Source organism: Roseomonas aerilata DSM 19363, from assembly GCF_000711725.1.
Lineage (GTDB): Bacteria > Pseudomonadota > Alphaproteobacteria > Acetobacterales > Acetobacteraceae > Roseomonas > Roseomonas aerilata.
This window is the reverse complement of record NZ_JONP01000018.1, coordinates 1-14,375: the sequence shown is the minus strand read 5'-3', so window position 1 is coordinate 14,375 and position 14,375 is coordinate 1. Positions and strand designations below refer to the sequence as shown.

The window sequence follows — 14,375 nt, the reverse complement described above, 5'->3', positions numbered from 1 at the left end:
GCCCCAGTGTCTCGCGACCCCGACGATACGATCGACGACAAGCCCATGCCGTTGATCGACCACCTGCTGGAGCTGCGCACGCGGCTCCTGTGGTCGATCGGCGCCTTCGGGATCGCCTTCGCGCTCTGCTACTACTTCTCGACGGCCATCTACGGCTTCCTCGCGCGCCCGTTGGCCGACATCCTGATGCACCAGGGCGCTGGCGAGCGGCGGATGATCTTCACCGCGCTCTACGAGGCCTTCTTCACCTACCTGAAGGTGGCCTTCTTCGGGGCTGTGTTCTTCTCCTTCCCGATGTGGGCCACGCAGCTCTGGCTCTTCATCGCGCCCGGCCTTTACAAGTCCGAGAAGAAGGTGATCACGCCCTTTCTCGTGGCCTCGCCGGTCCTCTTCGTGATGGGCGCGGCGCTGGCCTATTATTTCATCTTCCCGCTCGCCTGGAAGTTCTTCATCTCCTTCGAGACGCCGACCGGCGGCGGCGGGCTGCCGGTGCAGCTCGAGGCGAAGGTCTCCGAATATCTTTCGCTCGTCATGCACATGATCCTCGCCTTCGGCGTGGCCTTCCAGATGCCGGTGGCCATCACCCTCATGGCGCGCGTCGGCATCCTGAGCGTGGAGCAACTTCGGCGTGGCCGGCGCTACGCGATCGTCGGCATGTTCGTGGTCGCCGCGGTGCTGACGCCGCCCGACATCATCAGCCAGGTCGGTCTCGCCGTGCCGCTGCTGGCCCTCTACGAGCTGTCGATCCTGGCCGCGGTCTGGATGACGCCCAAGCCCAAGCCCCCGACGACCTGAGGCCACCCTATGCATGACATCCGGGCCGTCCGCGCCGATCCGGCCGCGTTCGACGCCGCACTCGCGCGGCGGGGCCTCGCCCCCGTCTCGTCCGAGCTGCTGACGCTCGACACCGCCCGGCGCTCCGCCCAGACCACGGCGCAGGAGGCCCAGGCCCGCCGCAACGCCCTCGCGCGCGAGATCGGCCAGGGGAAGAAGGCTGGGGCCGACACCTCCACGCTCGAGGCCGAGGCGACTGCGCTCCGCACCCGTATGGAGAGCCTGGAGGCCGAGGCGGCCGCTGCCGAGGCCGCCCAGGCCCGCATCCTGGAAGCCCTGCCGAACCTCCTCGACGAGGACGTGCCGGATGGCCGGGACGAGACCGCGAACGTCGTCCTCCACCAGCATGGAGAGGTGCCTAACCTCCCCTTCGCCCCGAAGCAGCACTTCGATTTGGGGGAGGCGCTGGGCGGGATGGACTTCACCACCGCCGCCAAGCTCGCCGGCAGCCGCTTCACCGTCCTCCGCGGTTCGCTCGCGCGGCTGGAGCGCGCCATTGGCCAGTGGATGCTCAACCTGCAGGTGGACGAGCACGGCTATACCGAGACCGTCGTACCCCTGCTGGTGAACGACGCGACCATGTACGGCACCGGCCAGCTTCCGAAATTCGCCGACGACCTCTTCCGCACAACCGACGACCGCTGGCTCATCCCGACGGCCGAGGTGCCGCTGACGAACACGGTGCGGGGCGAGATCGTGCCCGAATCCGCCCTGCCCCTACGCCTCGCCGCCCTCTCCCCTTGCTTCCGCTCCGAGGCGGGCTCGGCCGGCCGGGACACACGCGGGATGATTCGCCAGCACCAGTTCTCGAAGGTGGAGATGGTCTCCATCACCGCCCCCGACGCCTCCGCCGAGGAGCACGAGCGGATGACCCGCTGCGCGGAGCGGGTGCTGACCGATCTCGGCCTCACCTGGCGGCGGATTCTCCTCTGCGCCGGCGACACCGGCTTCGGCGCCGCCAAGACCTACGACCTCGAGGTCTGGCTGCCCGGGCAGGGGGCCTGGCGGGAGATCTCGTCCTGCTCCAACTGCCGTGACTTCCAGGCGCGCCGCATGAACGCCCGGATGAAGCCGCGGGAGGGGAAGGGCAACGTCTTCCTCCACACCCTCAACGGCTCCGGCGTTGCGGTCGGCCGCGCCCTCGTCGCTGTCATGGAGACGCACCAGCGGGAGGACGGCTCCATCGCCATCCCGCCCGTGCTGCGCCCCTTCATGGGCGGCGCGGAAGCCATAGGTCCGGCCTAATCGCGCGGCGCCCATTGCGCCGGGGCCGCCGCGCCCATAGTTTCGCCCGGTCTCACGGGGTGTGGCGCAGCCTGGTAGCGCGCCTGTTTTGGGTACAGGAGGCCGTGGGTTCGAATCCCGCCGCCCCGAATTAGAGACCAGTCGCCGGAGTTGCTGCATGAACATGGCCCGCATCCACTCGCCCGCCCGGAACGCGATGCAGTCCGGCCAGGGCCGCACCGACGAATGGATCTTCGAGTGGGAGCCCTCCGAGCCGAAGCGGATCGACCCGCTCACGGGCTGGTACGGCTCGGGCGACACGAACCGCCAGGTCCGCCTCCGCTTCGACACGCTGGAGCAGGCCGAGGCCTATGCCAAGTCGAAGGGCATCCCCTACGAGGTCGAGCGCCGCCGGCAGATCCCGGCGCTGCGGCCGAAGTCCTATGCCGACAATTTTCGCACGGACCGCCTCGTCAACTGGACGCACTGAGGCACCGTCGCCGCACCCTTAGCTCAACTGGATAGAGCAACCGGCTTCTACCCGGTTGGTTGGGGGTTCAAGTCCCTCAGGGTGCGCCAGCTTTCCACGTGCCGCGGCCACGGGCTTTCACCGGCCATGACGCCAGGCAAATCTCTGCCCTCAGATGCCGGTGGCCTTCATCCAGGTCGCCGTCGCGTGCGCGCAGGGCTTCTCCTCTGCCTCCGCACGCATCCAAACCTCGGCATAGACGCTGGTGCGGCCCTGGCGAACGACGCGCACCTCCGCCAGCACGCCTGCCGCGCCCGCTGGCCGCAGGAAGGAGATGCCGAGTTGGGCGGTTCGCGTGCTGTCCGCCCCGCCGGTCGCGACCAGCAGGGGCACCCAGATCCCGACATCCGCCAGTGTCATCAGCGCCGGCCCCGAAGCCGTTCCGCCAGGCCGCAGGGAGAGGGAGGAGGGCGGCATCCGCAGCAGGGCCGAACCGGCGTCGGCCCGCAGCACCTCGATACCCAAGGCGCCCGCAAGCGGCACGCCCTCGCGCACCCGCGCCGTCAGCTCCTCCAGCGTCACGCCCCGTGCCTCCCCTGGCCCGCCCCACCGGGGCCGGATAAGGTCACCGGACGAGCGAGAAGGGAAGCCGCCCCCAAATGAAGACCCGCGCTGCCGTCGCCTGGGAGGCGAACAAGCCGCTGAGCATCGAGACCGTGGACCTGGAGGGCCCGAAGCCCGGCGAGGTGCTGGTGGAGATCATGGCGACGGGGGTCTGCCACACCGACGCCTATACGCTCTCTGGGCTGGACAGCGAGGGCAAGTTCCCCTGCATCCTCGGTCATGAGGGCGCGGGCATCGTGCGCGAGGTGGGCGCGGGCGTCACGGCTGTGAAGCCGGGCGATCACGTGATCCCGCTCTACACGCCCGAGTGCCGGCAGTGCAAAACCTGCCTTTCCCAGCGCAGCAACCTCTGCACGGCCATCCGCTCCACGCAGGGCCAGGGCATCATGCCCGATGGCACCAGCCGCTTCGCGTGCGAAAACCCGAACAAGCCCCTCTGGCACTACATGGGCTGCAGCACCTTCTCGAACTTCACGGTGCTGCCGGAGATCGCGGTGGCGAAGGTCCGGGAGGACGCGCCCTTCGACAAGATCTGCTACATCGGCTGCGGCGTCACCACGGGCATCGGTGCGGTCGTCTATACGGCCAAGGTCTGGGCGGGCGCCAATGTGGTGGTCTTCGGCCTCGGCGGCATCGGGCTGAACGTGATCCAGGGCGCGCGCATGGTTGGCGCCGACCGGATCGTCGGCGTGGACCTGAACCCCAGCAAGGTCGAGATGGCCCGGAAGTTCGGCATGACCCACTTCGTCAACCCGGACGAGGTCGGGCGGGACAAGGTGGTGCAGGCGATCCAGGACCTGACCGACGGCGGCGCCGACTTCTCCTTCGAGTGCGTCGGCAACGTGAACACGATGCGCCAGGCGCTGGAGTGCACCCATCGCGGCTGGGGCACCTCGATCATCATCGGCGTGGCGCCCAGCGGCCAGGAGATCTCGACCCGCCCTTTCCAGCTCGTGACGGGACGTAACTGGCGCGGCTCGGCTTTCGGCGGCGCGCGCGGGCGCACGGACGTGCCGAAGATCGTGGACTGGTACATGGAGGGGAAGATCGACATCGACAGCCTGATCACCCACACCATGCCGCTGGATAGGATCAATCACGCCTTCGACCTCATGCACGAGGGCAAGAGCATCCGGTCCGTGGTGACCTTCTGAGGGTCTACTCCCCGGGGATGTTCCCCGGGGGCAGAGCGCTCGCGTGGTCGAAGACGGCGCCGGCGGTGGTGATCCAGACCTCCTCCCGCCGCGCCGCCACATGCGCGAGCGCCCGGCGCAGCGCTCGCATCCGATAGGGCTGCCCGACGATGTAGGGGTGGAGCGCGATGCCCATCACCTGCGCCATGCCGTCCCGAACCTGGCGCAGCCGCTCCTCGAAATCCTCCACGATCATCTCGGCGAACTGCGCCGCGCCGTCCTTGCGGGCGATGATGGCGGGGATGTCGTTCACCTCCTGGGGGTAGGGGATGGCCATGATCCGGCCGTGGCGGGTCCGGTGCCAGACGGGCTGGTCGTCGCTGCACCAGTTGAGGGTGTAGCCGTAGCCCGCCTCGGCCAGCAGGTCGGGGGTGGCATGGCTCTCGGCGATCCAGGGGGAGAGCCAGCCCCGCGGCGCTGCCCCCTCATGCAAGGCAATAGCCGCCGTCGCCTCCGCGATCAGCGCCCGCTCCTCGGCCTCGGGCAGGGTGGACTGGCGCTCCGAGTTCGTGCGGCCGTGGCCCGCGATCTCGTCCGCCCGCGCCCGGTGCGCGGCCACCAGCGCCGGTGCGTGGTGGTACATGGCGGAGTTGAGCAGCACCGTCGCGGGAAGCGAGAGCTCGTCCAGCGTCTCGATCAGCCGCCAGGCGCCCACACGGTTGCCGTAGTCCCGCCAGGCGTGGTTCAGCACGTCCGGCTGCGGCCCTCCCCCGCTGTTCGCCCCGGGCGCCAGCTCCGCCCCCAGCCCCTCCCCGAAGGCGAAGTGTTCGAGGTTCACGCCGAGATAGACGGCCAGCCGCGCCCCGCCTGGCCAGGACCAGGAAGGGCGGCCGCGCCAGGGGTGGTAGCCATGTCTTCCGTGCACGGGCAGCATGCGGGACCTCGCTAGGGCATGAATCGGCACAAGATAGACCGCCATGGTGCTTCGCGGGTGCAGCACCCGTGCCGCATTCCGCCAGCCCCGCGAATGACGTAAGAAGCCGCCCATCATGTCCCGACGTGCCGGCCGAGATCCTGCCCGCGCCCTCCTCTCCGCCGCCGCGCGGGAGGGTCGCGCCGCCCTGATGCTGCCCATCCTGCTCGGCCTGGCGGCATCGGCCGCGGGCATCGCGCAGGCCTGGCTGGTGGCGACGCTCCTCGCGACGCTGCTCGGATACGGGGCGGCGGGAGCGGGCACCCTCGCCGCGGCGGCCGGGCTGGCGCTGCTGCAGGTCGGGTTGGTGGTGGCGCAGGAAGCCGCCTCCGCCCGCGCCGGCGAGGCATCGCGCGCCAATCTCCGTCGCCGCCTTTTCGCCCGACTCCTGGCCGAGACCCCCTCCGCCCGCCCGGCCGGGGAGGGCGCGGCCCTGACGGTGGACCGCGTGGAGGCCATGGACGGCTACTTCGCGCGCTGGATCCCCTCGGCGGCGCTCGCGATGATGGGTCCGCTGATGGTGGCACTGGCGGCCTTCGCGGCCGATGCGCTCAGCGGCATGATCCTCGTCGCGGCCGGGCTTCTCGTACCGGTCGGCATGGCCGTTTCCGGCATCGGCGCCTCCATCGCCAGCCGGCGGCAGTTCGACGCGCTGCAGCGCCTGTCGGGCCGCTTCCTCGACCGCATGCGGGGCCTGCCCACGCTTGTGCTCTTCCGCCGGCAGGAGGACGAGGCCCGCGCGCTCGACGCCGCCGCTCAGGAGCTTCGCCTGCGCACCATGCGAGTGCTGCGCCTCGCCTTCCTTTCGACCGGCATGCTGGAACTGGTGGCCGCGGCCGTCCTCGGCTGCCTCGCCTGGCGGCACGGCAATCTCGCGGCCGCGGGCCATCCGGACCCGGTTGCGGCGTTGTTCTGCCTTCTGCTCGTGCCCGCCTTCTTCGCGCCGCTCCGCGCCTTCTCCACCGCCTATCACGAGCGGATGTCTGCCCAGGGCGCGGCGGCGGCGATCGCGCCCATCCTCGACGCACCCGCCCCGGCCGGCCTGCTGCTGGAGGAGGTGCCACCGAGCGTGACCCTCGTGGTGGACCACCTCTCGCACCGGCCCGACCCGGCTCGCCCCCTGGCGATCGACGACGTCTCCTTCCGCGTGACCCCCGGTGAGGCGCTCGTGCTCTCGGGGCCCAGTGGTTCGGGCAAGTCCACCATCCTGAAGCTGCTGATGGGCTTCTCCAGGCCGGACGAGGGCCGGATCGCTCTCAATGGCCGGGACGCGCTCGCCCTCGCCCCTGCCGAGCTGCGCCGGCTGATCGCCTATATGCCGCAGCGGCCGGTCCTGCTCCGCGCATCGATCCGCGAGAACATCCGCCTTGCCCGCCCCGAGGCGACCGACGCCGCGGTGGAGGCCGCCGCGCGCTCCGCCCAGGTCTCGGCCTTCGCGGACGAACTGCCGCAGGGCCTCGACACCCCGGTGGGGGAGGGTGGGCACGGGCTTTCCGGCGGCCAGCGCCTACGTGTCGCGCTCGCCCGCGCCTTCTTGCGCGACGCGCCGCTGGTGCTGCTCGACGAGCCCACCGCCCATCTCGACCCCGCCACGGAGAGCCAGGTGCTCGACAGCCTTCGCCGCCTCTGCACTGGGCGCACCGTCGTCATCGCCAGCCACTCCGCCATGCTGCGCGCCCGCTTCCCGAAGGTGCTGGAACTGCGGGACGGCCGCGTGGTCGCCCAGCGCCGAGCGGTGGCCACATGAGTGCCGCGCGGGATCTCGGCCGGGTTCTCGGCCTCTGGCGGCCCCGTGGCGGCTGGCTCACCTTCGGTGCGGTGACAGCCGGTGCCTCGGCGCTCGCGGGCGTTGCGCTGCTGGCGTTGGCCGGCGGCGGCGTGGGGCAGGGGTTGGCGACGGGCACGCTGGCGGCCGGCGCGGGGCTGCTCGTCTTCCTCCGCCCGCTCATCCTCCTTCGTCCCTTCCTTCGCTGGGCGGAGCGGATGGCGACGCATGAGGCGACCTTCCGGGCGCTTGCGGATACCCGCACCTGGTTCTTCCGCCGCCTTTCCGAACGCCTGACCGCCGGCCCCGGCATGACGCGTTCGGGCGACCTGCTAGGCCGGCTCGTCACGGACGTGGAGGCGTTGGACGGGCTCTACCTCCGCGCCCTCGTTCCCATGGCGGCGGCGGCCGCGGTGGTGCTGGCGCTTGCAGTCATTCTCGGCGCGATCGCCCCAGTGCTGGCAGCCATCGTCGCCCTTCCGCTTGCCCTCGCACTGCTGCTGCCGTTGGCCATCGCCCCTTTCGCGGGCCGCGCCGCCACCCGCGCTGCCATGGCCACCGGTGCCCTGCGCGCCGAAGCGGTGGAGCCGCTGACGGCGATGGAGGACATCCTCTCCACCAATGCCGAGGGCCGCGCCACCGCCCGCGTCGAGGCGGCGGCCCGGGACATGGACCTGGAACGGCGGCGCCTGACCCGCGCGGGTTCCCTCGGCGGGGCAGCGGGCACGGTCCTGACGCAGGGCGCGCTGCTCGGCGCCCTCGCCTGGGGTGTCGCGGGCGGCGGGGAGGCGAGCGCGGTCGTCGTCGCCCTCTTCCTCGTCCTCGCCGCGGCGGACGCGCTGGGCGCGCTTCCCCGGGCGGGCGCCGCGCTGGCCCTTGCCGCCGCCGGCGCCCGGCGCCTGCTGGAAGCAGCCGACCACCCCGTTCCCGTGCCCGACCCGCCTTCCTCGGCGACGCCGGAGGGCCACGCCCTTTCGGTTCGCGGCGTCCGCTTCGCCTGGGCGGAGGACCGGGTGCCGGTCTTCGAGGACCTCTCCCTCGACCTGCCGGAAGGCGCGCGCATCGCGCTGCTCGGCCCCTCCGGCATCGGCAAGTCCACGCTTGCGGCCGTGCTGCTGAAGCTGGCGGCGCCTCAGGCAGGGCACATCACGCTCGGCGGCGCCGACTACGCGACGCTGTCGGCCGATACCGTGCGCGCGCGCATCGCCTGCCTGACGCAGGACGCGACCCTCTTTGACGACACGATCGCGGCCAATCTCCGCCTCGCCGCGCCCGAGGCACCGGACGCCGCCCTGTGGCACGCGCTGGAGCGCGCGCAGATCGCCGAACTCGTCCGCGCGTTGCCGGAGGGGCTGGAGACGCGCTGCGGCGAGGCCGGGGCCCGCTTCTCCGGCGGCCAGGCGCGGCGCATCGCGCTCGCCCGCGCGCTGCTCTCGCCTGCCTCCATCATCATCCTGGACGAGCCGACGGCGGGGCTGGACGCCGCGACGGAGCGCGCCTTCCTCGAGACCCTCGACACCGCGCTCGGCGGGCGCAGCTCCATCCTCATCACCCATCGGCTGATCGGGGTGGAGCGGCCGACGCGCATCCTCCGTCTCGCGGGCGGCCGCGCGCTGCCGGCGATGTCCTGACCCGTCCGTTCCGCCCCCGGCCCCTGTCCGCCGGGGGCGCGCTGCCCCATCTCATCCGGACCCCATGAAGCGCACCGAACGCCATCCCGCCGAAGCGGCGCGGACCGAACGACTCACGGCCTCCAGCAGGGGGCCACAGGGTTGAGCGGCGATCCTCGCACTGTCCTGCACGACGTCTTCGGCTTCCCCGATTTCCGTGGGCGCCAGGCTGAGATCGTGGAGCACGTCACCGCCGGCGGCTCCGGCCTCGTGCTGATGCCGACTGGCGGCGGAAAGTCGCTCTGCTATCAGGTGCCGGCTCTCTGCCGCCCCGGGCTCGGCGTCGTTGTCTCGCCGCTCATCGCGCTGATGGAGGACCAGGTGGTGGCGCTGCGCCAGCAGGGCGTCGCCGCCGCCGCGCTGCATTCGGGCCTCGACGAGGAGGAGCGGCGCCGCGTGTCGCTCGACCTCTCGAACGGCCGGCTGAAGCTTCTCTACGTCTCGCCCGAGCGACTGGCGCTGGAGGGGACGGCCGAGCGCCTCGCGCGCCGCGACCTCTCCCTTTTCGCCGTGGACGAGGCGCACTGCATTTCCGCCTGGGGCCATAACTTCCGCCCCGAGTACCGCGCGCTGACCATGCTGGCGGAGCGCTTCCCCGAGGTGCCACGCGTGGCGCTGACGGCGACGGCCGATGCCCGCACCGTGGACGACATCCGCGAACGCCTGTCGCTCACCGACGCACCGGTCTTTCGCGGTAGCTTCGACCGCCCGAACATCCGCATCGAGGTGGCGCCGCGCGACAACCCCACCGCCCAGATCGCCGCCTTCATGGAGGAGGCCGATGACGGGCGCGGCGCGGGCATCATCTACTGCCCGAGCCGCGCCGAGACGGAGCGCACCGCCGCCCGCCTGAAGCGGGAGGGCTATGACGCGCTCCACTACCACGCAGGCATGGAACCCGCGGACCGCCGCGCGGCCGAGCGCCGCTTCTCCTCCGGCGATCCCGTGGTCATGGCCGCGACGATCGCCTTCGGCATGGGCATAGACCGGCCGGACGTGCGTTGGGTCGCCCATCTCGCGCTGCCGGGCGGCCCCGAGTCCTGGTACCAGGAGATCGGCCGCGCCGGGCGGGACGGCGCCCCCGCGCGCGCGCTTCTCCTCTATGGCGCGGAAGACATCGCCGTCGCCCGCCGCCGCATCGGGGAGAGCCCGGCTGCCGAGACGCAGAAGCGCCTCGACCACGAGCGGCTGGACCGCCTCGTTGCGATCGTGGAGAGCGCGACCTGCCGTCGCCGCCTGCTGCTCCGTTGCTTCGGGGACGACCTGTCCGAGGATTGCGGCAATTGCGATGCCTGCCTCCGCCCGCCGCGCCTCGTGGACGCGACGGAGGCCGCACGGAAGCTGCTCTCGGCCGTCCACCGCACCGGCGGACGTTTCGGGCTCGGCCATGTCGTGGACGTGCTGCGCGGCAACCGGACGGAGAAGGTCGGTTCCTTCGGGCATGACAGCCTCTCGGTCTTCGGCATCGGGCGGGACGTGGCGGAGGGCGCCTGGCGCAACATCGCGCGCCACCTCCTCGCCCACGGCGCGCTGGCGATGGCAAGCGAGACGAACCTCCCGATCTACCAGGCGACTGAGGCCGCGCGGCCGATCCTCAAGGGCAACCAGCCCGTGCTTCTTCAGGAATCCGCGCTGCGCGAGGCCGCCCGCGCCTCCCGTCGGCAGCGAGGGGAGCGCCGCGCCGCGCCCGCCTTCTCCGCCGCTGCGGGCAGCGAGACCTTCGAGGCACTGCGCGCCTGGCGGAAGGAGGAGGCGACCCGGCAGGCCGTACCCGCCTATGTCATCTTCCCCGACCGCACGCTGGAAGAGATCGCGGCGCGCCGCCCGGGGAGCATCGACGCGCTCGCCTCCGTCCACGGTGTCGGCGCCTCGAAGCTCGAGCGCTACGGGCAGGACGTGCTCCGGGTGTTGCGCGAAGCGAGCTGACCTTGCGGAGGCGCCCCAACCGGCGGATGTCCGGTGGGCTCGCCCAGTCCCGCCCTGTGTTTAGGCTCACCTCGCCGGCAGAGCGGCTGCCTGTGGGCTGCCATTTCGGCGCCTTCCTCACGGCGCGGACCCCGAGGGGGAGGGGTCCAGCCCCTTTCCGCGTTTTCAGGTTGCGAATGACTTGCAGAAACTTTCGCAACTGCTAGAACCCTCCCACCCCGGCCGGTCCGGGGAGGGGAGCCGCGCCGCATGTATGTTTGCATCTGCAACGGGCTGAGCGACACGCGTATCCAGGCCGCCATCTCGGCCGGTGCCAGCCGGACCCATGATGTTTACGCCGCCTGCCAGTGCCGTGCGCAGTGCGGCTCCTGCACCGGCACGATCCTGTGCATGCTGCGCGCCCGCAACGCGGAGGCGGAGACGAGCGCGCCGAACTAGGCGCGGCCAAGGTTCGAATTGACCGGGCCGCCTCCAGGCCCCATCACCGGCCCATCTTGGAAAGGGCGCACCCCATGGCCGGCGATCCGAAGGTCATCGAATACCTGAACACGCAGCTCAGCAACGAGCTGACGGCGATCAACCAGTACTTCCTCCACGCGCGCACCCTCAATCACTGGGGCGTCACCCGGCTCGGCAAGCACGAGTACGAGGAATCGATCGAGGAGATGCGCCATGCCGACTGGCTCATCAAGCGTATCCTCTTCCTCGACGGGCTGCCCAACGTCCAGCGCCTCAATCAGGTGCTCATCGGGCAGACGGTGAAGGAGGTGCTCGAGTGTGACTCCCGCCTCGAGCAGAAGGCGATCGGGGACCTCAAGGACGGCATCGCCCATTGCGAGGCGGTGCGCGACTACGTCTCGCGCGATCTCCTCCTGAAGATCCTCGCCGATGAGGAAAAGCACGAGGACTTCCTCCACGCGCAGTTCACGCTCATCGAGCGCATCGGCGAGGAACGCTACACCCTCCTCAACTCGGACCCGGCGCCCGACCAGGACCATTGAAGCTCGGGCCCTCGGTCCCGAGGGGGCGCTGCCCTCTCCGGGGCCGAGGCAGTCCTCGGACCGTCCAGGGGGCTAAGGCCGTTAGATCCCTAGCTCGCTGACGCGGATTCGGGCCGCAGGAACTGGGCCTGGGCGCTGGCACCTTCGTGCGTGTGCAGTCGCCCCGAGGCCGTGGCTTGAGGCGGGTCGGCCGCTAAATCCTTGCGAATGCGAAGAAAACGACGACGGTGAGGCGGCCGGCGAGAGGAAGACCTCCCTCTTCCTCTCGCCGGCGCCGCCCGCGCCATGGAAATCAGGCCGGCACCAGCTTGCCCCTTTCCAGACGCACCGCCCGGTCGTGGAAGGCCGCCACCGCGGCCCGGTGAGCGATGGAGACGACCCCAGTCCCGGGGAGTCGCTCCCGCACAAGCGCGTAGAGCTCCCCTTCTGCCGCCGCGTCGAGGCTGGCGGTCGCCTCGTCGAGAAAGAGCCAGGCGGGGCGTTGCAGGAGAGCGCGGGCGAAGGCCAGCCGTTGCTGCTCGCCGCCGGAGAGGATGCGCTCCCAGTCTTCGGCGGTATCGAGGCGCGACACCAGTTGGCCAAGCCCGACATCCGTGAGCGCGGCCCTGATCGTAGCGTCGTCGAAGCCCGTCTCGTTGGCAGGGTAGCAAAGGGCTCGCCGCAGCGTGCCGAGCGGCAGGTAGGGCCGCTGCGGCAGGAAGAGTGCCGGGCGGCCGGCGGGCAAACCGACACGGCCCCGGCCGAAGGGCCAGATTCCGGCCAGGGCGCGAAAGAGGGTGGACTTGCCGCTGCCGGAGGGACCAGTGAGGAGAACGGCCTCACCTGGCGAAACCGCCATGTCGGCACCCTCCACGAGGCGCCGCCCGTCGGGTAGCCAGACGTCCAGCCCGGAAACCCTGAGTTCTTCCTGCGCCCCGGCCTCGACCGAAGGGCCTTCGCCCGCGCGTGCCTCGACCGCCTTGATCGCGATGTCGAAGCCCGAGAGGCGCTGCACCGTCGCGCGCCAGGCAGCCACGTCGGAATAGTTGTTCACCAGCCAGGAGAGCGCCTCCTGCACGGACCCGAAGGCCGAGGAGGTCTGGATGAGCGCGCCGAGCGGGATGCGCCCGGCGAAGTAGTTCGGCGCAACGACCACGAAGGGGAAGATCGTCGCGACCTGCCCGAAGCCGGCGGTGAAGAAGGTAAGGTGCTTTGTGGCCCGCATGATCGCCCACCAGTTGGCGATCAGCGCGCCGAAGCGGCCCTGCAGCCCGGCGCGCTCCTCCGCCTCGCCGTGCTGGAGGGCGATGCCCTCCACATGATCGCGCACGCGGACAAGGGCGTAGCGGAAGTCGGCCTCCACCTTCTCTTGCAGAAAGTTCAGGCCGATCAGCTTCCGCCCGATGCGATGGGTGATCCAGGTGCCCACCACCGAGTAGGCGAGGGCGATCCAGACGAGGTAGCCCGGCACGACCACGCCGAAGACCGTCACCTCGCCCGAGAGGCCCCAGAGCACGACGATGAAGGAGACGAGCGTGACCACCGCGCGCATCAGCCCGAGGCCGAGCGTCAGCGTGCTCTCGACGAAGAGCCGCGTGTCCTCGGAGATGCGCTGGTCCGGGTTGTCGGTGCCGCCGTCGCCGGCAACGGCAAGACGGTAATAGGCGCGACCGCCCATCCAACGTGCCGTGAGGTTCTCGGCCAGCCAGGTTCGCCAGCGGATCTGCAAGGCCTGCTTGAGGTAGAGCGCGTAGACCGCGACGACGATGTAGAGCGCCGCGATGAGGCTGAAGCCCGGCATGTAGCTGGCATCGTCCGTCGGCCCGCCGAGCAGCAGCAGGCTGATGAAGGACTCCCAGTTCTTCGTCTCCAGCGCGTTGTAGAAGCCGCGCTGCCAGTAGGTGAGGATCACGTTCATCGCGACGAGCGCGAGGTTCAGCACCACCACCACCGCCAGCAGGCCGCGCGCCGCCCATCGCCCGTCCCCGGTCCAGAAGGGGCGGGAGAGCGCCCAGGCATCGCGCAGCGCGGCAGGGATGGTTCGCATGGCGGAAGGTCCGATCCGTTCGAGAGGATCAATGCTTCTCGCCCGGCACTCCGGTCAATCGGGCGCCTTCCGCGATGCGCTATTCCGGTGCTGCCTCGCCGGGCGGAAGCGGTGCGCGGAGGCGAATGACGCCCCGCAACTCATCCAGGTCGGCGGGACGCCCCTTGCGCAGCACCTCAAGCCGGCCCTCGCGCGCGAGGGCCACCGCGGCCCGGCGCACGGGACCCATAAGTGGTTGCCAGCCATCGGGCAGAAAGGCTCGCGCCACCTCGCTTGGGCAGATGCTGCGGCCGGCAGCGCGCGCGGCGACCTGGCGAAGGATCTCGTCCTGGATGAGTTGCTGGTCGGGGATGCTGGTCATGGGGCCCGTCTATATCAGCATGAGGGGGCCTTGGCCCGTGGAGCCGAAGAGGGCTTCGCCCTTCGCGGGAGGAGGGGCCAAGAAGAAAGGGGCGGGACCCTGCGGTCCCGCCCCCTCCTGTTCACCCGGTGAGGGATCGCCTGCTCAGCGCAGGACGATCTCCACGCGGCGGTTCTGCGGCTCACGCACGCCATCGGCGGTCGGGACCAGCGGACGGCTCTCGCCGAAGGCCTGGACCGTGATCTGCGAACGGCTGATCCCGCGCTGGGACAGCTCGGCCGCGACGGCCTCGGCGCGGCGCTGGGACAGGCGCTGGTTGTACTGCGGGGTGCCCGAGCGGTCGGCGTGGCCGGCCACCTCGATGCGGGT

General features: G+C 71.0%; 14 protein-coding genes and 2 tRNA genes. 11 read left to right on the top strand and 5 right to left on the bottom strand.

The features are described 5' to 3' along the window. Positions 1 to 6: 6 nt before the first annotated feature. The 5 genes from tatC (at position 7) to BO39_RS19060 (ending at position 2,637) form a co-directional block, all read left to right on the top strand. Complete coding sequence (gene tatC / locus BO39_RS19080; RefSeq protein WP_043836416.1) at positions 7 to 795, top strand: twin-arginine translocase subunit TatC; 789 nt, start codon at positions 7 to 9, stop codon at positions 793 to 795. Positions 796 to 804: 9 nt separating this feature from the next. Then, the gene (gene serS / locus BO39_RS19075) at positions 805 to 2,079 is read left to right on the top strand and encodes a serine--tRNA ligase (protein ID WP_043836414.1); all 1,275 of its coding nucleotides are present in this window, start codon (positions 805 to 807) and stop codon (positions 2,077 to 2,079) included. A gap of 55 nt (positions 2,080 to 2,134) precedes the next feature. Further along, positions 2,135 to 2,208, top strand: a tRNA-Pro gene (locus BO39_RS19070). A gap of 28 nt (positions 2,209 to 2,236) precedes the next feature. Further along, positions 2,237 to 2,548, top strand: a complete 312-nt coding sequence (locus tag BO39_RS19065) for an ETC complex I subunit (protein WP_043836412.1) — start codon at positions 2,237 to 2,239, stop codon at positions 2,546 to 2,548. Positions 2,549 to 2,560: 12 nt separating this feature from the next. After that, positions 2,561 to 2,637 (top strand) — tRNA-Arg (locus tag BO39_RS19060). A 61-nt stretch (positions 2,638 to 2,698) separates the two neighbouring features. Here the strand turns inward: BO39_RS19060 and BO39_RS19055 are convergent. Beyond that, the gene (locus tag BO39_RS19055) at positions 2,699 to 3,109 is read right to left on the bottom strand and encodes a PaaI family thioesterase (protein WP_043836410.1); all 411 of its coding nucleotides are present in this window, start codon (positions 3,107 to 3,109) and stop codon (positions 2,699 to 2,701) included. 77 nt (positions 3,110 to 3,186) lie between these two features. Between BO39_RS19055 and BO39_RS19050 the strand changes: the two genes are divergently transcribed. Beyond that, positions 3,187 to 4,305, top strand: coding sequence for an S-(hydroxymethyl)glutathione dehydrogenase/class III alcohol dehydrogenase (locus tag BO39_RS19050; protein WP_043836408.1), 1,119 nt, complete (start codon positions 3,187 to 3,189; stop codon positions 4,303 to 4,305). Between the two features lie 4 nt (positions 4,306 to 4,309). Here BO39_RS19050 and BO39_RS19045 read toward each other — a convergent pair whose 3' ends face one another. Next, positions 4,310 to 5,218, bottom strand: coding sequence for a polysaccharide deacetylase family protein (locus tag BO39_RS19045; protein ID WP_043836544.1), 909 nt, complete (start codon positions 5,216 to 5,218; stop codon positions 4,310 to 4,312). A gap of 115 nt (positions 5,219 to 5,333) precedes the next feature. Between BO39_RS19045 and cydD the strand changes: the two genes are divergently transcribed. The 5 genes from cydD (at position 5,334) to bfr (ending at position 11,619) form a co-directional block, all read left to right on the top strand. Continuing rightward, positions 5,334 to 7,004 (top strand): thiol reductant ABC exporter subunit CydD, encoded by a 1,671-nt coding sequence (gene cydD, locus BO39_RS19040; RefSeq protein ID WP_043836406.1) that lies wholly within the window; start codon positions 5,334 to 5,336, stop codon positions 7,002 to 7,004. Beyond that, complete coding sequence (cydC, locus tag BO39_RS19035; protein WP_043836404.1) at positions 7,001 to 8,653, top strand: thiol reductant ABC exporter subunit CydC; 1,653 nt, start codon at positions 7,001 to 7,003, stop codon at positions 8,651 to 8,653. The genes cydD and cydC overlap by 4 nt, the downstream gene beginning before the upstream one ends. 141 nt (positions 8,654 to 8,794) lie before the next feature. Next, positions 8,795 to 10,618, top strand: a complete 1,824-nt coding sequence (gene recQ, locus BO39_RS19030; protein ID WP_043836401.1) for a DNA helicase RecQ — start codon at positions 8,795 to 8,797, stop codon at positions 10,616 to 10,618. 249 nt (positions 10,619 to 10,867) lie between these two features. Next, positions 10,868 to 11,056 (top strand): (2Fe-2S)-binding protein, encoded by a 189-nt coding sequence (locus tag BO39_RS19025; RefSeq protein WP_043836398.1) that lies wholly within the window; start codon positions 10,868 to 10,870, stop codon positions 11,054 to 11,056. 74 nt (positions 11,057 to 11,130) lie between these two features. Continuing rightward, entirely contained in the window at positions 11,131 to 11,619 is a 489-nt protein-coding gene (bfr, locus tag BO39_RS19020; protein ID WP_043836397.1) for a bacterioferritin, read from the top strand. A 292-nt stretch (positions 11,620 to 11,911) separates the two neighbouring features. Here the strand turns inward: bfr and BO39_RS19015 are convergent, their stop codons facing one another. The 3 genes from BO39_RS19015 to BO39_RS19005 form a co-directional block, all read right to left on the bottom strand. After that, the gene (locus BO39_RS19015) at positions 11,912 to 13,645 is read right to left on the bottom strand and encodes an ABC transporter ATP-binding protein/permease (protein ID WP_043836395.1); all 1,734 of its coding nucleotides are present in this window, start codon (positions 13,643 to 13,645) and stop codon (positions 11,912 to 11,914) included. Between the two features lie 79 nt (positions 13,646 to 13,724). Continuing rightward, positions 13,725 to 14,006, bottom strand: a complete 282-nt coding sequence (locus BO39_RS19010) for a DUF3253 domain-containing protein (protein ID WP_043836393.1) — start codon at positions 14,004 to 14,006, stop codon at positions 13,725 to 13,727. Between the two features lie 144 nt (positions 14,007 to 14,150). Continuing rightward, a partial coding sequence (locus tag BO39_RS19005) for an OmpA family protein (protein WP_043836391.1) occupies positions 14,151 to 14,375 on the bottom strand: 225 nt, incomplete at its 5' end.